Raw genomic sequence first — 19,977 nt, 5'->3', positions numbered from 1 at the left:
ATCATCGCCAAATTTCAGATAAATATATTCAGGATTGGTATGGGGCACGAATCGACACCCGGCGACTCCTTCGCAAACCCTTATTTAATGTGGTAAAGAACAAAAGATACCGGCCAATTATGGCCCGTCAATTGCTTGATCATGACGGCATGTTGATGAAGCCAGTGATCGAGAGAGACTGTGGCATTAGGTGGGACACTGTTAAAAATAAACCAAATGCTACGGCCGGGTTTCAAATATCCAGCCTGTCTCAATTTGTTCACATTGACGGCTTCAGCAAAATACGCTCCTTTAGCTGGGAGATTAATATATTCGTTCCACGTGAAATGCCCAGGATAGTTGCCAATTTTAATGGGGAGATGATAGGCATCAATATAATATTGAATAGTGTATTGACAGCCTCCAATGTTATCCATACATACGATCTCTTGACCAGCCCGATAATCATGGGCCCAGGTTAGCACTGGCTGGCGCCAATTCTCTAACGAAACTCCTTGGCCCTTAATCCACTGGGGCACTACCAAAAATACTGAAAGAGCGATGAGAGTAAGCTGGGTTTGGAGGGATCGTATAGCCTTTAGACCACCAACCAATAAAATGATGAGGCCTTCCACAGTTGGCAGCAGATAGACGGGATCGAAAACATGATAGTCTCGAATATACGAACTCACATAACTTTCGGCCGGAGGCAGTATCATCCATGTTAGACCAAACCACAATGCCATTTCATCGCGATGAGTTAGTTGCAACCATGATGGGACTGTTGAGGGCAGGCGAATCCAGGCCACTATCGCAAAACTGCCCAACAGGACTATTAATATCATTAAAGGACTTGTTAACGATTGTTCAAGATAGGTCGGAATTAGGTGAATCGCTTCGCTCAAGGTGGGCAGGGGTACCCACCCGACTTGCCCTCCTGCTAAAATGGGGGGCAGTAAGGGCAACCCTAACCCGGCGCCTAAAGCCAAGGCCCAAAGAAACTGAAGGAAATGGGTTCGGTCGGTGTCTCCCTTACGCCACAACGTCCATACTAAAATAAATTGGGCAGCCACATAAAACAGGCTGTTCAAAAAGGAATATAAATCCAGAGTAGACGTCAGCACATAACTTATCCACCATACACGGCGATGTCTCGGAGCATTGAGAAATTGCCACAACGATAGATAGGATAGGACCGTGAACAGTAAAAAAAGCGAAAAAGACCGGGCTTGTTGGCTATATGTCACGATAAAGGGAAAACCCAAAAAGAACACAACGCCCATAACAGCAAGCCATTTTGTATGGTACATCGTGCGCAATAACGCATAGAGCGCGACGGAAGCCAATACATAACCCACAGCATTGGGAATTCTTACCGGAAAAGCCAACCAGGATATATGAAATAGGGTTAAGACGTTTAGCCAAAAGTGCAAAATCACATAATACAAATACATATTGCCCTCAATGGTGAACAATACATGGGAAATGACGCCTAATGATTCTTTAGATAATTCCACTGAAAATGCTTCATCACGCCAAATACTACCCTGTCCTAAATGATGAAAAATAACCATCGATGACACCGCAATAATGGCGAGAATCAACATAATATTTTCCATTATGCTATGAGCGTTGTTACGGAATAATCGCTTCATGCCAACCTCCTCATGATGTAAAGACCGTCTTGAGTTTATCCTACCATGGTGTTCATGACGGCATGGTACAATGACATCAACAATGCGGTAACTCTTCCACATTCGCTTCGTGTTATCAGCATGTTGAACTTGCCATATAGGAGTCATGGGTTTGTATGATGAAATTTACGCTTTGGATCCGACTGGTCACTGCATTGGGGATGATGGCGATATTCTTATTGATCACTCCCCACGAGTTGAATCCCGGTACATTACCCCACAGAAAATTGTGGCCGCACCGTAATTTGGCATTTGGACACCAACCCAACCATAATGGATTAATAAGTATTAGTCTTCCTATGCAGCTGACCCGCCCCATCAGTTGGACAGACCCGACAAAGGGACTTATGCAAATTGCTGTCGTAGCGGGTGCGGTCTATGGCGGCACAGTTCACAGCCCTTACACCGTGGATAAGTTGTCGGCCTTAACCGGACGACTGGAATGGTCCGTATCAGTTCCCAATCAAGTGATGACGACCCCTGTTGTCTATCATGGCGTGGTTATCGTCGGAACGGGAAATCGTGATTGGCCAGGCCCTCAAAGCAGCGGTATTCGAGGAACAGGACCTAATCAAATCCTGGGGCTGTCTGCTAATACCGGAAAAATTCTTTGGTCCATCAATACTCCGGGGGAAAATATGCCGACACCGGTCATCAATCATGGGGTGTTATATCAGGTAGGGGGCAGTGATGAAGTATTAGCGATTAACCCATTAAACGGAAAGATCTTACAAAAGCTTGCGATTCCGAGTTATGTGAGCATGTCATCCCCGGAAATTGTGAACCATGTCATGTATTTTGGCGGCGCCTTACCTTACCAACTTTATGCTATTGAGATTCCTCATCTGCGCATCGCTTTTACCACTACACTTCCCTCATCGTTGGGCGGTATTGATGACTGCCCGCCCGCTATTGCTGACGGTATCCTTGTTATCGATTATGAAGGCTTGATCGATAATCAAATCCATGCCATGGCGGCGGGTGTGTCAGTGCACACGGGAAAAGTATTATGGGCCACCGATCTGGGCTCTGGCAGCATTCCCCGGGCGACAGATGGGTCTCCCACGAATGCGGCAGGAGTGCCCATTATCCACAGGAACGTGGTGTATCTTGGGTCCCCTGTCACGAGCACGCTGTATGCCTTAAACTTGCAAAACGGGAAAATTCTATGGAGTACGTCGGATAGTGGGTCTATCGGCCGCATTACAATGGCACCGATTTGGGTTGACGGGCATATTATCGCGGGCGATAGTCTCGGAGATATTATCGTGGTCAATGCAAAAACAGGCCATATCGTTTCGACACTGAAAGAGCCGACACCATTTGTGCCGGGCGTTCCCCAGATAGTTAATGGGTCATTATTCATGGGAACAAAATTAGCGACTTATGCGATTCCCTTGGAAAGTATTGATGCACATCTTTAGAAAATAGCGTGCTTATCTTGGTCTCCTGGCGCACCGCAACGCTTTGTTCGGGGAGTGATCATACAATGGACTATACCTCCATCATAGAACAATCAGCACCTGAAACTTGGCCGGGCTCAACTTTATGGCGGGATGAATGGGGGAGTGTGGGCACGTTTCCCGATCATCAGGGGTTTGGTAGTGAGATTATGCGATTTCGGGTTCCGTCTCGGATTATGGCAAAACGGCTTGACGCCTTGATGGAGCAATATCGAAGTAAGCCATTCGTGCGTGTTAGTCCCAGAGAAACCTTAGGGCTAAAGAGCTGGCTTATGGACCATCAATACCGCTTGCGCGAACGCCAAATGCTCATGATTTGGCCTGCTCGCGCGGCTACGCCACAGCCATCTGAATACGTTCACGAAGTGTTGAACGTGGAGCAGCTAGCTCGAGTAAACGCATTAGATCACCGGATTTTTCAGGATCCTGTTTTAGAGGGAGCGGATCTCCACAAAGAATTACAGCGATTGCAACCGCAATCCCGGCGATTATTTTATATCCCAGTGGGCGACCTAGTGATATCGGCAGGGGGATTGAGCCGAATGGATAGCTGGGCTTTGTTATGGGGTGGGGAAACGCATCCTGACTTTCAGCATCACGGGTGGTATCGTCTTATGGTCGAACATCGTCTCTTTATCGCCCAAGACCAGTGGAGCGTCCAATTTGTTGCTACGTATGCTAATAGTGAGACATCTGCACCCATTTTGGTGAAAATGGGTTTTCAGTTGTGGGAGATGCATGAAATTTATGCTCCCCCGCATGCCATCAAAATACCCAATTTATTATAAGAGCAAAAAAACGAAAGGCCGCTGGCGGCCTTTCGCTATGTTAGTCGACTTTGGTGGTTCGGTAATACCAGTCTTTTTGATTGTCCCCTTTTTCTTTGAGACGTTTATGCATCTCTTCCGTCGTGGCTGGGGGAGGCACGATGGCTGGTTGTCCCGGTGTCCAATCTGCGGGAATGGCGACGCCTTGTTTGGCGCTGGTTTGCAAGCCATCGATAACCCGCAAGATTTCGTCGATGTTTCGTCCGAGATTGAGGGGGTAATAAATCAACGCCCGGACAATACCCTGATCATCAATGAAGAAGACCGTCCGAACGGTGGTGGTTGCTGAGGCTCCGGGAGCAACCATTCCGTAAAGGCGGGAAACCTTCTGATCGAGATCGGCAATGACCGGGAACGGAATTTGCACACCAAAATTCTGTTCGATATTTGCTTGCCATGCTAAATGAGAATAAACCGAGTCAACGGAGAGACCGATAAGTTGAACGTTGCGCTCCTCAAACTGGGGAGCTCGTCGCGCAAACGCGACAAATTCCGATGTTCAGACTGGGGTAAAGTCTGCAGGGTGTGAAAATAAGACGACCCATTTGCCACGGAATTGGCTGAGTTTAATGGGGCCATGCGTTGAGTTTGCTTCAAAATCGGGAGCAGGATCTCCGATTCCGGGAAGGCACACACGAGCATCGTCCATACACTTACCTCCTACCATATTGTCACCAGCCCAAATCAGAAATTTAGCTATCTGGGACAGGCATTTATATTATACGCAATAATTGGGCGTTGTTCTCTGGATTGCCTACACGGCGTAAAAATACCAGTGAAGCAACGATTTCGTGCTACACTTTCGCTATACTCTTGCGAGACAAAGAAAGAAAAGAAGAAAAGGAGGGATTCCTGGTTCGAAAAAGGGGGCTTTTTAGCAAGATAGAGATCCCCTTATGCTGAGCCAGGACCAATAACCATGCTTCAAGCCGTTGACGAAGTCGTGTTCTTTGTTAAGGATATCGAAGAGGTCAAGAGATGGATACAAAATCTTTTAAAATGTGCCGTGGTCTTTGAGTCTCCCGAATATTGCACCTTGTTAGTCGGTGCCACCAAAATTGGTCTTCATCCGCGTGATGAAAAAAATTCCGGGAATGGCAGCGGGCAAGTGGCATATTGGCGTGTTCATGATATGGAGCCGGTGATAAGCAAATTTCAAGATGCTGGTTGCCGTCTTTACCGGGGGCCAATTCGGGGAATTGATGGTCCTATGGTCTGCCAGCTGCAAGATCCATTTGGGAATTTATGGGGACTTGTGGATTATCACGACCTAGATCCTTCAGGTAATTAAAAACATTTTCAGATGTAGAAGGAATTTGTCATAACAGTGTCGAATAATTTGTCGAATCGTACGTCTATTCATTCTTATGCTACATTGCAAACTCATTCAGCAGGAGGACATCGTACATGCAGCGTCGTTTGGCTCTTATGTCAGCTGTCGGATTAATTGGCGTCACTGCGTTGGCGGGCTGCGGCACGTCCAATGCTTCAAGTAGTACGCATTCACATACAGGAGGAACTGTCGTTGTGGCCGAAGCGCCCCAAACGCCACCGAACTGGTTTTTCCCCGTCTTTAGTTCATCCGCCTATACGGAAATTAACGCTCAGATTCAATTTCTCATGTACCGCCCCTTAATTTACCTGAATAAAGAAAATCAGGTGGATTACTCTCGATCTCTCGTCAGCAAAATTCAGGTCAATCCCCAAGATAACGTGTTTACCTTGACCTTAAATCATAAGTACAAATGGTCGGATGGCAAACCTATTACGGCCCAAGACGTTGTCTTTACGTGGGATTTGATGGATGCGGCGAGCCAACCAAATTCCCCTTGGCCCTATGGCCCAGCAGGAAGTGGTGGAGTGCCTAAAGACTGGAAAAGTGTGACGGCTGATGGGCCCAACACCGTGATAATCACCTTGGACAAGTCGGTTAATCCAGCATGGTTTATTCACAACGGTCTCGGTCAAATTTCCCCGGTTCCGGAATTTGTTTGGAACAAATATCCGAATAATATGACGCAAGAATTGAAGTTTATTCAGTCAGTATCCAATGAGCCCACCAATCCCCTGTACGATGTGGTGGATGGTCCCTTTAAATTTGCTAAGTGGGCGCCTAATCAATATTGGGAACTAGTTCCGAACCCCAACTTTGGTGGGCACAAAGCGAGTATCTCCAAACTGATTTTCCAGTATGAAACATCATCGGCTGATGAGTTTGCGGGACTCAAGAACGGTCAAGTTAATGTAGGATATTTGCCGCCTTCGTTGTGGAGTACGCGTAATCAACTGACTAATGACACGTTGTCGCAGTCTTATCTTTTTGGTTTTAATTATATTATTCTAAACTTTAACAAGCAGGCTCCAAACGGCATGGGCCCGATCTTTTCAAAACTTTATGTCCGCCAGGCCCTACAAATGGGAATCAATCAACAAGGATTGATTGACTCCATGTATCATGGTGCTGGTGTTCCCGAAGATGGGCCGATTCCGTCCAAACCATATACGGCTTTTTACGACACGGCTCTGAACAATAATCCGTATCCTTTTAATCCTCAAGCCGGAAAGAAATTGTTGGAGGAACACGGGTGGCATGAAGTCAATGGGGTTATGACTAAAAATGGGCAAAAATTAGCCTTTACGTTTACGTATGCCTCCGCGAGTACGACCTTGTCGCATGTCGCTCAACTCCTACAAAGTGATTGGGCAAAAGAGGGCATTCAGGTAACCTTACAGCAGTTACCCATTAATCAGTTATTTGCCGACGATTCACAGAGTTCTCCATCGAAGTGGAATATGGGATATTGGGGAGCGGGTTGGACATATCAGCTCGACTACTATCCCACCGGAGGGAATTTGTTTGCGACCGGCGCTGGCGAAAATTCCGGCGGGTATTCCAATCCCACTCTGGATCAATTGATTCAGGCTACCTATGAGCCGGGGACACCTCAGCAAATTCAATCGCGTATGGATGCCTATCAAGAATTCATGGCCAAACATCTGCCAGTTCTTTGGATGCCATGGTTCCCACAAGGTTATGCTCGCATGACGGGATTTGCGGTTCACTCGAATAATGTGCATGGCACGGTCAGCACATTTAACCCGGTCACGGATTTTCTCTATGCGAATTACTGGACCGTGTCAAATTAAAGCGAGTTTCGAAAAAGCCCCAACGGTGGTTGGGGCTTCTTTTATGGTGAAAGCATTATTCGTTAGACAAAGCCGCATTGACCATCTCGTTGGTGGAAGAAAGTTCTGGTGCCTCGCCAGGCCATATCCGGGAGAGAACCCAGTAGACCACCAACGCAAGACCCAAGCCGATAAACCAGGAATAAGCATAAAGCCAGTGCAAGGACGTATTGAAATACCCGATGGCCGAGGTGGATACTCCGAGTCCTAAGGCGGCTAGAGCCCGTAAATTGAATCCATGCCAGTAACTGTACGCTCCATCGCGCTGGTAGAGAGCCATGACATGAATGCGACGGTGATGAATCAACCAAAAGTCCGCGATCATGACCCCGGCAACGGGTCCTAATAGTCCACCAATGGCCCCAAGAAACGTAAACAGGGTCGTCGGATTTTGCATCAGTTTCCATGGCATCAGAAAAATGGCCAGAGTCGCAGCCACAATACCAGCTGAAACAAAATTCAAATGACGTGGAAACAAATTGGTAATGTCATAAGCAGGCGAAACAATATTAGCTGACACATTAACCGAAATGGTTGCGATCACCAATGCAAAACCGCCTAATGCGAGGATCACGATGTTGTGAAAATGAGTCAACAGAGTAATGGGATTCCAAATGGCATGACCGAAGGCAACCAAACTCCCTGAGGTAATCATGATGCTCATGAACGAAAACACAATCGCTGTACCCGGTAACCCTAAGGACTGTCCAACAATTTGTGCCCGTTGGGTTTCGCTGAAGCGGGTGAAGTCCCCGATATTCAACACCAATGTCGCCCAACTGCTAATGACTCCAGTCAAGGCCGGCACAAATACTGTCGAGAGGTTTTGTCCTTTAGGGAAATGAGCCCCTTGATGGAACAACGGACCGAATCCATGACTCACGCGCACGCTCCAAATAATCAGGCCTAAAGCCAATATCAGTACGAGGGGTCCAGCCCAAGCCTCAAAGCGCTTGATAGAATTCATGCCGTGACGCAAGATCAGTACATTAAGGAACCACGACAACATAAATGTTATCCATCCCGTTAAATTCATTCCCAGAAAATTGAAGGAGCCTCCCACATGAGTCCATCCATGCCAAAGAAGCGCTAATAACGAATTGAAAATCGTCGCAATAAAATAAGTCTGTACACTAAACCATCCAATGCCAACGACGGCCCGTAGAATAACGGGAATTACCGCTCCCTTAACGCCGAAACTGGAGCGAATGAGAACGGGAAAGGGTACACGCAGACGAGTCCCTTGGTAGCCGTTCAGCAACATGGGAACGAGCAGGATGAGATTTCCCACGATTATGGTAAAAATGGCTTCCCATGCCGACATTCCAAGGAGAATTAATCCCCCTGCCACTTCGTAAGAAATAATGTTGTGGACCATCCCCATCCATACGGTTAAAAAATTGTATGCCGTCCAGGTCTTTTGGGACGCTTTCACAGGAGCTAAGTCAGCATTATATTTGTATAACGTTTCTTCTGACGAATGCGTCATGCGTATCCTCCTTTGATTTGTCCTTTGGATGTGAGCTGTAACAGCGGCCACAGCAGAGGAAATTGCGTTGATCATACGAATACAGCGGTAAGATTGTTTATGCATTCCATACAAAATCCGGATCGGAAACAGGGGAAATCGGGATTTTTGGTCAATGTGCTAACGGGTAGCAGGATAATCGGCACATGGTGTCGTATGTAACAAGAACAATAGATCGAACAATTGTCGTGAAGCGAGGCGCATCAGATGGACGGACAAACCCGCATTGTTCCCGTACGATCTCAGTACCATGTCTGGACCAGGCAGGTCGGCCACGGCTCCATACCTATCTTGTTGTTGCATGGAGGACCAGGGGCCACTCATGAATACTTAGAGTGTTTTAGTCAATATCTTCCCTTGGATAAGTACACGCTGTACTTTTTTGATCAACTGGATTCATATTATTCTGATCAGCCTGGAAATCCGGAATTGTGGACCGTTGAAGGCTTTGTTGATGAGGTCGACGATGTGCGTCGCGGTCTAAATTTGTCGCAGTTTTATCTTTTAGGTCAATCGTGGGGCGGTCTTTTGGCTATTGAGTATGCCTTGAAATATGGAACGCATTTGAAGGGCGTGATCATTTCTAATATGGTAGCGAGTATTGACGCGTACGTACAATATTTAAATACGTTAAGACGTCAACTCCCTCAAGATATTCAAGATGCCCTCGAGCGTTATGAGTCCATGGAAGCGTACCAAAATTCTCACTACCAAGAACTCGTTCTCCAGCATCTGTACACAAAGCACCTGTGCCGGCTCGATCCTTGGCCAGAACCGGTCACCCGCAGTCTCTCGCGGATGAATACAAAAATTTATGAGTATATGCAAGGACCTAATGAGTTTGTTGTCACGGGGACATTCAAGGATTGGAATCGGTGGAATGACCTTCATCACATTGCGATTCCGGCCTTGGTCATTGGGGGACGCTATGACACCATGGATCCGGTCGCGCTCGAAAAAATGGGACAGATGATCCCCAAGGGGTATAGTGTCATCTGTGAAAAGGGTAGTCATATGGCAATGTGGGATGATCCCGAGACCTATTATCCAGCTCTTGAGGAATTTATTGCTAGCTGTGAAACGACTAATTAACACAAGGCCCCAAACTTCGTGGGTTGTGGGCATTTTTCCGGATTTTCAGGAAAAATTATAGGGAACGATGCGAGGCGTCATATCGGCTAATCCACGGGCAAATGTTGGAGGCGATAGAACAATAACCCCAAGTACAGTTTAAAAGTGGTCGGCATATCACTCAAATCCCAGGAAAAATGTTCTTGAATCCGGTTAAGCCGGTACATGACGGTGTTCTTATGAGTATTAAGGACTTGCGCCGCTTCCTGTGCATTTTTTCCCATGTCAAAGTAAGCCGCTAGCGTCGGTAGCCAGTCTGTGTGATGTTGTTGGTCATATTCAACAATGGGCAAAATGGTTTTTTCTACGATGCTGTGGGCTCGCTCGACATCAAGACTCGTTCGTAAAGTGGCAAAAGGCGCAATATCGTCATAGGTTACCACCCGGGCGTGGGGGCGGATGACACTGCCGACGTAGCGGGTGACTTCTGCCTTTCTTGCGCTGGAACCATAGTCAAACAGCGAGAGGCCGTGAGTCCCCAAATACAAGGTTCCCCACTGCCATGGGATATCGTTTAAGATCAGAGGTGTTGTCCGTCGGTGGGGAAAACTCATAAACCCTACCGACAAGTTCGATTGTTCCATGGTGTGATGGACAATGACGTCGGGTCCAAATACTTCTTCAAAACACCGCCCAATGGGCAATTGGTTAATCATGGGATGTTTGAGTTCAAAAGCTACAATCGGTTGATTTAAGTCAATGCGGTACTCGTTGGCCCAATAACGAATTTGGGCGTAGGATAAATGGCCATTGCGTAATCGCAAAAGAAATTCTGAAAGGGATAATGAGCCTCCTAAATATGCCGTCGCTTCAGATTTTTGGGCAATATGGATAGCATCGACGATGTCCGCCAGATTAATCGTGGGTGCAATTTCAATGAGCGGAAAACGCAGTTCTTTGGCTAATGCCCGTACTTCTTCAGGAAATTCATTCCAATAACGACGCATTTTTAAACCGAAACCGGCGCAATCGGCCTGAGCCAGATGAATAATCAGTTCACAAAATCGATTGACATCACTGTGCAAGGGATATCCGGTTGTCACCAAAAATTCTCCGGGTTTAACCCAGTCACCAATATCCGGGGCATCCATAATGCCCACAAGCTTAACTTCCCGATCGAGGCCTCCCAGACCCGCCGCCACCTTAATAAACGATGACGGAAGTAATTGCAATAAATCTTGTACAGTCATCGCACACTCCACACGCCTTATTTGAATGGCCATTTGTCACAAAATCTAAGACATGTCCTTGAGGTTTGTTATCATTATAGCCCTGGAAGGTAAGGGTTTTGCACAGTTGCACAAAATTCCTCACTTGGCACAATTTTTTTGAGGAACGTCGTTAACACTTTGTTATCGATAAATGTCATATCCTGCCATAATACAGAGATATTCTGGGGACATACTAAGGCCGAGGTGAAATATATGCCAAGTCGGCGAATAACTATTGTGCAGCAAAATGATAGTCATGGATATCTTTGGTCTCACCCCGAACTCTTTTGGGCTGCTCCTTCTCCGTCTTTTAAACAAGGGATTGGCGGATTTGCCAAAACAGCTCATGTCGTCAAGGAATTGAGGAAAAGAGAAAATGTATTGTTTGTAGATGGAGGAGATGTGTTTCACGGCACTGGACCCGTGGTTTTGAGCCAGGGAGCCGTTGTTCCTCCATTATTGAAAGCCATGGATATTGATGTCATGGTCCCTGGGAATTGGGATTTTGCCTATGGCCCGGAAAAATTATTGCAATTGATTCTTGAAAGTGACGTCTCGGCTTTAGCTTCGAATGTCCGTGATAGTCATGGCAATTTGTTCTTGCCGCCGTATATTGTGATGGATTTGGGCGGGATTCGTATGGGATTGATAGGGCTCACATACAGTGAAGAAAGTCAAAGCATGCCAAAGAAATTTTCGCAAGGCTTGACTTTCGACATCGATCTCGAGCAAGTATCGCAAGCCGTCTCTCATCTTCGTGAAAACGACAAGGCAGAGATTGTGATCGTCCTGAGCCACATGGGACTCCCGGCAGATCTGCAACTTGCTCGCGATGTGCCCAACATTGACATTATCTTAAGCGCGCACAGTCATGATCGATTACACCGGTTAATGAAAGTTAATGGGACGCTGGTTATGCAGTCGGGCGCCAATGGTTCGTTTCTCGGGATTCTGTCTTTTACCGTGAATTCCCAGGGCCGGATCGACGATATTGAGCACCAACTGTTAACGTTAGAGCATGTGGATGACGATAAAAACGTCGCCGACCTGCTCCGGCAGTTATTAGAACCCTATCAAGAATCTATGGAGGAACCGATTGGTCAATTGGGCACGCCACTACACCGCATGACCGTGTTAGAAGCGCCGATGGATGATGTGATTACGGATGCATATCTGGCGTATTCTGAAGCTGATATTGCTTTTTCCCATGGTTGGCGGTATGGGGCTCCCATCGTTCCCGGGGTATTTACCCAAGGTGATCTTTACGGCATGCTGCCTACCAATCCTGAACTATTTTCCACCGAACTGGACGGAGCAACATTACATGACTTTTTAGAAAAAAATCTTGAAAATGTCTTTGCTTCCAATCCTTTTGATCAAAAAGGTGGATATGTGGTGAGAAGTGCGGGACTCATTATGGCCTTCCGCTCTTACAATCCTAAAGGACACCGTATCGAATATTTGGCCGTCAATAACCAGGAAGTGAAGATGCACAAAACCTACCGGGTCGTTTCAGCAGGACCACAAGGATTAAAGGGGATTGATGTGCCCCGGCATTCTTTAAATATTAAGGCGCATGATGTTCTTCGGGATTATTTTAAACGCCATAAGCCCGTAACCGTGTCAAATAGCCACCGGGTGATAGCACTATAACTCCATGGCAGCGAGAAATTTCGCCACAAACGCTGTGCATAATCAAGACACCCCTCGAGGGTGTCTTGATTTTTTTACAAAAATTTTGTATCTATAATTCTTATTATCTTTAAATATTTAGATATTATCATGTTATAATGCTGAGGAGGAGGATGAAGAATAATGAGTGCGTTGCATGAATTTAAGGCGGAATTGTTCAGAACATTAGGGCATCCTATCCGCTTAAAAATTTTGGAACTCCTCCGGACAGGTGAAAAAACCGTTTCCGAAATACAACACGACTTGAATATTGAAGCGTCTTCAGTGTCTCAGCAGTTAGCAGTGATGCGCCGGGGACAACTGGTAGATACGCGAAAAAGCGGTACGAACGTGTTTTATTCGGTCAGAGACCCGTTAATTTTTGACCTCATGGATATCGCACGAAAAATCTTTGAACATCAAGTAGCTAACATGAATTCGTTGTTACATGAAGAGGAACGTGAAACGACCTAGTCTTTTTCGGTCTCGAGTTTTGCCGTTAATATGCAACGAATGGAGTAGGGTTAGTGATGCTAGTAGGGCTCGTGTTGAGTGGAATGTTTTTGGCGTTATTGGCCCTCACGCGTCGAAGAACGTATGGGTTAACCATCGCTTGGGGTATTGCGATACTCAGCATTGCCGTTTCTGGTTCGGTGGTGTCGGGGACAATTTTTTCGCACTCACCCCTTTACGGTCATGGTTTCTCATGATTTTAGGGCTTGGTGTGAGCATGTCCACGTGGTACCAGATTGGTTATGAGCCGGAACAAAGAGCGGTCACGCACAACGGCAGCTTTTGGTTTGTGATGTTTGTGACGAGTATGATGACGGTAATAGTGGCTCAAAATGTTTGGGTGTTCATGACATCATGGGAAATGATGACTATAACCTCATTTTTCTTGGTTGTATCGCATCCCGATCGGAGGGGCGTTATCCCGGCAGGGTTTGTTTATCTGGTCATGTCTCAAGTGAGTGCCTTGTGTATTCTCTTGGGCCTGCTACTCATGGGTACCCACCTTCATTCGATGAATTTTAGCGAATGGTATCAGGGAGGCGCAAATCTGCCGCCTCACATCAAGTTAGAGATTTTTAGTCTGTTAGCGACCGGTTTTGCTATCAAGAGCGGAATTGTCCCTTTTCATATTTGGCTTCCCCGAGCTCATCCGGTTGCTCCAGCGCCCGTATCGAGTTTGATGTCCGGCGTCATGCTTAAACTCGGTGTTTTTGGGATTATCCAATTTGTTTTAATCGACCTCGGGCCCTTATACAAGGGGACGGCATTTACTTTGCTAGCCTTTGGAGCGATGTCAGGTTTGTTAGGTGTTCTTTATGCCCTGATGGAACGTGATTTGAAAACATTCCTTGCCTATTCCAGTATCGAAAATATGGGAATCATATTTTTGGGTTTAGGCACTATGGCACTCGGCATTGACACCCATCACCCGTTATGGGTTAGCTTAGGACTTTTGGCCAGTCTTCTGCATACCCTCAATCACGCGATTTTCAAAACGCAATTGTTTTTGGCTGCAGGGGCCGTGGAAAAGCACACTCAGACATTAGATATCGATCATTTAGGCGGATTGCAGCGTACGATTCCTGTTATTGCTACCGGATTTTTAGTCGGAAGTTTGGCGATTAGCGGGATCCCGCCATTCAACGGTTTCATCAGTGAATGGATTACGCTGCGCGGTCTCTTGGAGATTACCCAACATCGTCCGGGGTTTACGGCGATCTTCTTCATGACCATAGCCTTGATTATGGTCCTCACGGCTGGGCTAGCCCTCTTGGGGTTTGTCCAAGCGTTTGGCGTCACGTTCTTAGGACATCCTCGTACAAAGCAACCTCAACATGAGCTGCCGAAGGCCATGACATGGCCCATTGGCATTTTAGCAGGGATGGCATTGTCTCTTGGAATTTATCCCAATCCCTTGTTTGGAATGATGCTCCGAACGGATCCCCGGTTGAGGCTTGCTGTTCCATTTTCTGTAACTCATTCTTTGCAGGCCCCGGTAATTGCGGGCATGCTGACTCTCGTTATCGGTTTCCTCGTGATCATATCTCGACCCTGGGATGTCACGATTAGATCCCAATGGGCCTGTGGGCGTGAGAGCGAGCCATCGATGCAATGGACCTCGGCGTCATTTACCAAGGCCGTCAGGACAACGTTTGCTCTGATTTATCGTCCTCACCGGCGTCTAGAACGCATAGGTCCTTATGCCCGTGATTTTCCAGAAAAACTCGTATACAAGGGCGGAACAACACCGCTTTGGGAACGTTATATTTATGGCCCCGGTTATCGGTGGCTGTGGATGCTCAGTCGCTATAGTACGAAGATTCAAGCTGGGCCAGTTCGCTTATATCTGACCTATTTATTGGCCACTATCGGACTCATGTTATGGTTTGTGCGTTAGCCCCCTCTTGCCATCTCAAATCCTTTATCGAAGGTGATCAGATGCTCTGGATTATTCAAATCGTGTCCGTTATGGCTATCATTGTCTTGGCACCCTTAATTTGGGGGATTGCCCAAAAAACAAAAGCCCACTTTCAGGGGCGTCAAGGACCCTCCTTGATACAGCCCTACCAAATATTTGCTAAGACTTGGACCAAAGAAACATTTGTGCCTGAGGGAAGTTCATGGATTTTTCGACTCAATCCCACTGTGAATGTTGCCACCTTAATCGTCATTGCCGCTTCCATTCCATGGGCGGGGCAGATTCCGACGAATTGGCCTCACAATGTGCTAAGTATCTTTTTTCTCCTAGGCTTGGAACGATTCAGTGTCGCTTTAGCGGGTCTAGATACCGCAACGACATTTGGGGGACTCGGGGCCAGCCGGATTGCTACGATCGGCAGTGGTATTGAACCGGCGATGTTAGCTGCTTTTGGCGTGTTGTGGGTTGTCAGTCGACATACACAAATTGAAACGGTGGTTCCATTTTTTACGAATGCTTCGCCATCAGGTTTCCTGCCTTGGGGACTTGCACTACTGAGTTATCTGTTTGTTGTGATTGCTGAAACAGGACGATTGCCAGTAGACAATCCCGATACACATCTTGAACTGACTATGATGCACGAGGCAACCATTTTGGAGTATAGTGGGCGTTTATTGGCTCAGGAACAACTGGCCATGGCCCTGAAGTTTACCATTATTATCGGATTGGGTTGGGTCTGGTTAGGACCCATTGTTCCATTTCCATGGGTGAATGTTGTCCTTCATATGGTCGAAATCATGGCATCAGCCATGTTGCTCGCCTGGATGGAAAGCCGATTTGTGAAATTACGGTATTTCCACTTGCCACGCTATGTTACCTTGGGTGCGGGAATTGGGCTTCTCGGCTCTTATTTGGCGATGTCGGGGGGACTGCGATAAATGATGGATACCGCAGGACTGTTAGTGTTTTTGTCTTCAGCTGGTCTCTTATGGTCGCGCAATCTTTCTTACGCCGCCCTATTTTTATTGACCGATGGATTAGCGCTCACCGTCATGATGCTGGTCGGTTCTTTAAGTGATGCCGATTTGGCTATTGCCGTAGCGACGTTACTGATTAAAGGGGTTATAATTCCCGGATCAGTGTGGCGCGTAGTAAGGCAATGGCCTGCGGAATTTCGCCAGGATTATCCTTTACCGCTCTGGGCCTATGCTATTGCCGCTATTTTAGTTCTAGGAGTCAATCATGTCATCCACGTTTTAACACCGACACATCTCATCTTACATCGGACATTATTCTTTTATGGGCTCGCGAGTATTCATTTAAGCCTGTTGATGATCGTCAGTCGTCGTCACGTGTTATCTCAAGTGACAGCTTTAATTGGTGTAGAAAATGGTCTCGTCGTTTTAGCCTACTCGGTCGCCGGCTCTTTACCCATTTTTATGGAATTAGGCATGTTGGGAGACTTGCTTGTGGCTGCTGCTATTCTCGTGTGGATGACGAGACGCATTCATCAACAGTTCAAGAGTACCGATGTGACAGCGCTTCAAAGGTTAAGGGGGTAAAGAGCGGTGGACAGTTTAGGGTTGTTGGGTTTAGGACCAGTTGGCGTGATTGTAGGATCAATGTTTGAACGTGTTTTACAACGCCAACGGACGCCATATGTCATCGCCACGTGGGTGAGTGTGGTGTTGTTGTTCACCTTGTATACGGAGTGGTCGTTATTAATAAGCCGCCATTGGCATTGGACGCCCATTTTACTCGTGATGACTAATGTGATTGCGACGACAAGCGCATGGGATAGTGTTATTTGGTTGCATGAACATCCAAAAATTCCTACTCAACACTATTATATCGGGTGGGCTTTGTTTTGGATCTCTCTTATTCTGATTGCCGGCTCGCCGAATTTAGCCGTGTCGTGGGTGGCTATCGAATTTTCCACATTGGCATCGGGTGCGCTCATAATTCTTATGGGAAGTCATCAAGCCTTGGAAGCGGCCTGGAAATACATCGTCATTGCCTCTGTCGGGTTAGCGTTGGGACTCATTGGTATTATCTTTCTGTATGCAGCTCTTCAGTTTCAAGATCTGGGATGGACGACACTGAACTACACGAATCTTGCCCACCATTACCGCGCTATTCCTCCCATTGTAAGGGCGTTGGCCACAATCCTCATTGTGAGTGGGATTGGCACCAAGGTAGGATTAGTACCGTTTCATACCTGGCTACCAGATGCGCATTCCGAGGCACCCTCACCCGTGAGTGGATTGTTGTCGGGTGTCCTCTTGGGACTATGTTTGATTACAATCGAACGTTTCGTGACCAGTATTATCTTGCCCGGTGGATCGTTCCTATCCGGATTTCACTTGTTAACGCTATTTGGCACCTTGTCGGTCGTGGTTGGGTCGCTGGCCTTACTGGTCCAACGTGATGTGAAACGGTTATTAGCTTACTCATCGCTAGAGCAGATGGGAATTATTGCCATTGCCTTGGGAATTGACACACCGCTTGCCCGCTTGGCCGCGTTATTACAGCTTGTGTTCCATGCGTTGGTTAAATCGACCTTATTTTACGCCGGGGGACACTTGAGTGTGATCTACCAAACCAAGGACTTGGATAAACTGGTCAACATCCGGCACACCCACAAACCTCTTGTGATTCTTTGGACCCTTGGAATTCTTGCGTTAGCGGGCATACCCCCACTAGGGCTGGCCTACAGTGAATGGTTGATTCTGGCAGCGTTGTGGAACGGTCACATGGTTTTGTTAATCATCATGGCCATTTCCTTATTAATGACGTTTATGGCGCTAATGTATCATGTACTACGCCAATTATGGGGATCGCACGATCTCTTTTTTCCTAAAGTCGCCCCCAGCAATTCAGTGGTAGATGTCACCGAGGTGAAAGGGGAGAGCGTATTGTGAACAACCTAGAGATGAACCCGTGGCAATCCTTTAATGAGGAATACAAACACAACGGTAGCCATCTTTTAGCACTGACAGCCTTCAAAAACCGAACATTATTAAGCCACTGGTTGCGTCCCGATGGTCAGATCGATCAAGGGCTGTTACAGATTGAGTCGGATGAATTCCCTTCGCTCACCCCCGTATTGCCTGAAGTGGCATGGGATGAGCGAGAAATTTATGATCTCTTTGGCTATTATCCTCAAGGCCATTTGGACTTACGTCCTTTAGTGCGTACACCTCGCTGGCCCCGGGAATTTGTGCCATTGGCCTCTGATTCTCCGGAGAGTTCATGGAATGCCGAAGGGCCGGACAATCCCTCAATTCGGGTACAGGGAGACGGGATTACCATGATGGGCGTGGGACCAGTACATGCCGGCATTATTGAGTCGGGACGATTTTTGTTTAGTCTCATGGGCGAGAATGTGCTGCATGTTGATCTACACCTCTTTCAAACGCACCGGGGCGTCGAATCCCTTTTAGAGCATACCAGTCTGCCTCACGCGGCCATCGTACTGTCGCGCGTTTGTGGCGCCGATTCGGTTTCCCATCAAACCAATTGGGCCATGGCCGTAGAACAGATTGCGGGCTTTGCGATGAATGAATCCCTGGCGTGGCGACGCATCATGCTATTGGAATCGGAGAGGGTATTAAGTCACCTTAATGATTTAGCGCAAATTCCTGCCGGAGTGGGTTTTCAAGTGGCTCACCAACATGGGTTAGCCTTAAAAGAAATTTGGCAACAGGGAATGAAAGAGGTGTTTGGTCACCGCCTATTATTTGATACGGTTCGACCCGGATACGCCAAACAGGGCGATGTTCCTACGGTTTTGGCCCTTATCAATACCATCCAAAGGTCATGGACACGTTGGCGCCAGATGGTGGAAAATCATCACGGATTTCAAGACCGCATGCACCGTGTGGGAACAGTTGCCGCGGATGACGTTGTACGCTTAGGCGGTGTGGGTGTGGTAGCTCGCGCGAGCGGCGTTCGATTTGATGCCCGCTCGCTTATGCCGCTCTACCGCGGGCTATCCATGACTATACCCACCTATAGTTCTGGCGATGTGAGCGCACGCTTCAGAATGCGTCTAGAGGAAGTCGAACAGTCTTGGAAAATTATTCGGCAAGCTGCCACACATCTTGCCGCGATGATTTCTTCCCGAGAGCCCCTCTGGACCATTCCGCCTGACCTGTCAGGTGATGCCGTAACCTTTTCAGAATCTCCTCACGGGCTAAATTGTCATGTTGTTAGATTAGAAGCCGGCCATATCCGCCGTTATCATATTCGGTCGGGAGCTTTCCGTAATTGGCCCTTACTAGCAAGGGCTGTAACGGGGAACGGTATCGCCGATTTTCCCTTAATCAATAAGAGTTTTGAGCTTTGTTATAGCTGTAATGATCGATAGGAGGAGAAGAATGCGATGAATCGAACAGGGAAAGCCTTGCAAGCACGCCATGTTGATGCCGGAAGTTGCAATGGATGCGAACAAGAATTAACCAGCTTAACTAATCGGTTCTATGATTTTCAACATCAAGGATTGGACATCGTCGCATCGCCTCGACATGCGGATGTTCTCATCGTTACCGGTCCGGTAAATGATACGATGTATCTTCCTCTGCACACGGTGTGGAAAGCCATGCCCTCCCCGAAATGGCTTATGGCTATTGGGGATTGTGCTGCAGGTTGTGGGGTATTTCAATCAGCCTATGCGAGTCATGGTGGTGTGGCAAAAGCCCTACAAACGCCTGATGTGGTCGTTAAAGGCTGTCCTCCCGAGCCACAACAGATATTAGATGCATTAAAGCAACTCCGTCTCAATGCTTCGGGAGTTTGACCGTTTTACAGCATGGCTCATCAAAGACCATCGACTCATCCCGTGGATGTGTCGGGTG

General features: G+C 47.2%; 18 protein-coding genes. 14 read left to right on the top strand and 4 right to left on the bottom strand.

Going from position 1 to position 19,977, the window contains the following annotated elements:
* Positions 1-80: 80 nt before the first annotated feature.
* Positions 81-1,634, bottom strand: a complete 1,554-nt coding sequence (locus B8987_RS16130) for a glycosyltransferase family 39 protein (protein WP_020374907.1) — start codon at positions 1,632-1,634, stop codon at positions 81-83.
* A gap of 155 nt (positions 1,635-1,789) precedes the next feature.
* Between B8987_RS16130 and B8987_RS16125 the strand changes: the two genes are divergently transcribed.
* Together B8987_RS16125 and B8987_RS16120 are read left to right on the top strand one after the other, a co-directional pair.
* Complete coding sequence (locus B8987_RS16125; RefSeq protein WP_020374908.1) at positions 1,790-3,097, top strand: outer membrane protein assembly factor BamB family protein; 1,308 nt, start codon at positions 1,790-1,792, stop codon at positions 3,095-3,097.
* Positions 3,098-3,162: 65 nt separating this feature from the next.
* Entirely contained in the window at positions 3,163-3,924 is a 762-nt protein-coding gene (locus tag B8987_RS16120; protein WP_020374909.1) for a hypothetical protein, read from the top strand.
* A gap of 40 nt (positions 3,925-3,964) precedes the next feature.
* Here the strand turns inward: B8987_RS16120 and B8987_RS16115 are convergent, their stop codons facing one another.
* Positions 3,965-4,612, bottom strand: coding sequence for a peroxiredoxin (locus B8987_RS16115; protein ID WP_081503277.1), 648 nt, complete (start codon positions 4,610-4,612; stop codon positions 3,965-3,967).
* 270 nt (positions 4,613-4,882) lie between these two features.
* Between B8987_RS16115 and B8987_RS16110 the strand changes: the two genes are divergently transcribed.
* Positions 4,883-5,254 (top strand): VOC family protein, encoded by a 372-nt coding sequence (locus B8987_RS16110; RefSeq protein WP_020374912.1) that lies wholly within the window; start codon positions 4,883-4,885, stop codon positions 5,252-5,254.
* 116 nt (positions 5,255-5,370) lie between these two features.
* Positions 5,371-7,110 (top strand): peptide ABC transporter substrate-binding protein, encoded by a 1,740-nt coding sequence (locus tag B8987_RS16105; RefSeq protein ID WP_020374913.1) that lies wholly within the window; start codon positions 5,371-5,373, stop codon positions 7,108-7,110.
* 55 nt (positions 7,111-7,165) lie between these two features.
* Here the strand turns inward: B8987_RS16105 and B8987_RS16100 are convergent, their stop codons facing one another.
* Positions 7,166-8,638 (bottom strand): NCS1 family nucleobase:cation symporter-1, encoded by a 1,473-nt coding sequence (locus tag B8987_RS16100; protein WP_020374914.1) that lies wholly within the window; start codon positions 8,636-8,638, stop codon positions 7,166-7,168.
* A 246-nt stretch (positions 8,639-8,884) separates the two neighbouring features.
* Here B8987_RS16100 and B8987_RS16095 point away from each other — a divergent pair, with 246 nt between their 5' ends.
* Positions 8,885-9,769, top strand: coding sequence for a proline iminopeptidase-family hydrolase (locus B8987_RS16095; protein WP_020374915.1), 885 nt, complete (start codon positions 8,885-8,887; stop codon positions 9,767-9,769).
* 86 nt (positions 9,770-9,855) lie between these two features.
* On the opposite strand, the gene B8987_RS16090 is transcribed toward B8987_RS16095, so the two are convergent.
* Positions 9,856-10,998, bottom strand: coding sequence for a PucR family transcriptional regulator (locus B8987_RS16090; protein WP_020374916.1), 1,143 nt, complete (start codon positions 10,996-10,998; stop codon positions 9,856-9,858).
* Between the two features lie 234 nt (positions 10,999-11,232).
* Between B8987_RS16090 and B8987_RS16085 the strand changes: the two genes are divergently transcribed.
* From B8987_RS16085 to B8987_RS16050, 9 genes are all read left to right on the top strand, one after another.
* Complete coding sequence (locus B8987_RS16085; protein ID WP_020374917.1) at positions 11,233-12,672, top strand: bifunctional metallophosphatase/5'-nucleotidase; 1,440 nt, start codon at positions 11,233-11,235, stop codon at positions 12,670-12,672.
* Between the two features lie 162 nt (positions 12,673-12,834).
* A complete protein-coding gene (locus tag B8987_RS16080; protein ID WP_020374918.1) occupies positions 12,835-13,164 on the top strand; it encodes an ArsR/SmtB family transcription factor in 330 nt (109 codons plus the stop codon).
* A gap of 53 nt (positions 13,165-13,217) precedes the next feature.
* Positions 13,218-13,400, top strand: a complete 183-nt coding sequence (locus B8987_RS19750; protein WP_157782371.1) for a hypothetical protein — start codon at positions 13,218-13,220, stop codon at positions 13,398-13,400.
* A gap of 20 nt (positions 13,401-13,420) precedes the next feature.
* Complete coding sequence (locus B8987_RS16075) at positions 13,421-15,100, top strand: proton-conducting transporter transmembrane domain-containing protein (protein ID WP_157782372.1); 1,680 nt, start codon at positions 13,421-13,423, stop codon at positions 15,098-15,100.
* A gap of 41 nt (positions 15,101-15,141) precedes the next feature.
* Complete coding sequence (locus B8987_RS16070) at positions 15,142-16,059, top strand: respiratory chain complex I subunit 1 family protein (protein WP_020374921.1); 918 nt, start codon at positions 15,142-15,144, stop codon at positions 16,057-16,059.
* A complete protein-coding gene (locus B8987_RS16065; RefSeq protein ID WP_020374922.1) occupies positions 16,060-16,683 on the top strand; it encodes a hypothetical protein in 624 nt (207 codons plus the stop codon). It abuts the gene before it with no gap.
* A gap of 6 nt (positions 16,684-16,689) precedes the next feature.
* Positions 16,690-18,042, top strand: a complete 1,353-nt coding sequence (locus B8987_RS16060) for a proton-conducting transporter transmembrane domain-containing protein (RefSeq protein ID WP_084661708.1) — start codon at positions 16,690-16,692, stop codon at positions 18,040-18,042.
* On the top strand, positions 18,039-19,490 hold the full coding sequence (locus B8987_RS16055; RefSeq protein ID WP_020374924.1) for a hydrogenase large subunit: 1,452 nt from the start codon (positions 18,039-18,041) through the stop codon (positions 19,488-19,490). The genes B8987_RS16060 and B8987_RS16055 overlap by 4 nt, the downstream gene beginning before the upstream one ends.
* A gap of 15 nt (positions 19,491-19,505) precedes the next feature.
* Positions 19,506-19,919, top strand: coding sequence for an NADH-quinone oxidoreductase subunit B family protein (locus B8987_RS16050; protein WP_020374925.1), 414 nt, complete (start codon positions 19,506-19,508; stop codon positions 19,917-19,919).
* The last annotated feature ends 58 nt before the right edge of the window (positions 19,920-19,977 follow it).

The organism is Sulfobacillus thermosulfidooxidans DSM 9293 (assembly GCF_900176145.1).
Classification (GTDB): Bacteria; Bacillota; Sulfobacillia; order Sulfobacillales; family Sulfobacillaceae; genus Sulfobacillus; species Sulfobacillus thermosulfidooxidans.
Note: the sequence above shows the minus strand (reverse complement) of the source record. Positions and strands in the feature narration are given on the sequence as shown.

Bases quoted from the DNA above. Each gene is read 5' to 3' on its own strand.
- B8987_RS16130 (WP_020374907.1), bottom strand. From the start codon at position 1,634: ATGAAGCGATTATTCCGTAACAACGCTCATAGCATAATGGAAAATATT.
- B8987_RS16125 (WP_020374908.1), top strand. From the start codon at position 1,790: ATGATGAAATTTACGCTTTGGATCCGACTGGTCACTGCATTGGGGATG.
- B8987_RS16120 (WP_020374909.1), top strand. From the start codon at position 3,163: ATGGACTATACCTCCATCATAGAACAATCAGCACCTGAAACTTGGCCG.
- B8987_RS16110 (WP_020374912.1), top strand. From the start codon at position 4,883: ATGCTTCAAGCCGTTGACGAAGTCGTGTTCTTTGTTAAGGATATCGAA.
- B8987_RS16105 (WP_020374913.1), top strand. From the start codon at position 5,371: ATGCAGCGTCGTTTGGCTCTTATGTCAGCTGTCGGATTAATTGGCGTC.
- B8987_RS16100 (WP_020374914.1), bottom strand. From the start codon at position 8,638: ATGACGCATTCGTCAGAAGAAACGTTATACAAATATAATGCTGACTTA.
- B8987_RS16095 (WP_020374915.1), top strand. From the start codon at position 8,885: ATGGACGGACAAACCCGCATTGTTCCCGTACGATCTCAGTACCATGTC.
- B8987_RS16090 (WP_020374916.1), bottom strand. From the start codon at position 10,998: ATGACTGTACAAGATTTATTGCAATTACTTCCGTCATCGTTTATTAAG.
- B8987_RS16085 (WP_020374917.1), top strand. From the start codon at position 11,233: ATGCCAAGTCGGCGAATAACTATTGTGCAGCAAAATGATAGTCATGGA.
- B8987_RS16080 (WP_020374918.1), top strand. From the start codon at position 12,835: ATGAGTGCGTTGCATGAATTTAAGGCGGAATTGTTCAGAACATTAGGG.
- B8987_RS16075 (WP_157782372.1), top strand. From the start codon at position 13,421: ATGTCCACGTGGTACCAGATTGGTTATGAGCCGGAACAAAGAGCGGTC.
- B8987_RS16070 (WP_020374921.1), top strand. From the start codon at position 15,142: ATGCTCTGGATTATTCAAATCGTGTCCGTTATGGCTATCATTGTCTTG.
- B8987_RS16065 (WP_020374922.1), top strand. From the start codon at position 16,060: ATGATGGATACCGCAGGACTGTTAGTGTTTTTGTCTTCAGCTGGTCTC.
- B8987_RS16050 (WP_020374925.1), top strand. From the start codon at position 19,506: ATGAATCGAACAGGGAAAGCCTTGCAAGCACGCCATGTTGATGCCGGA.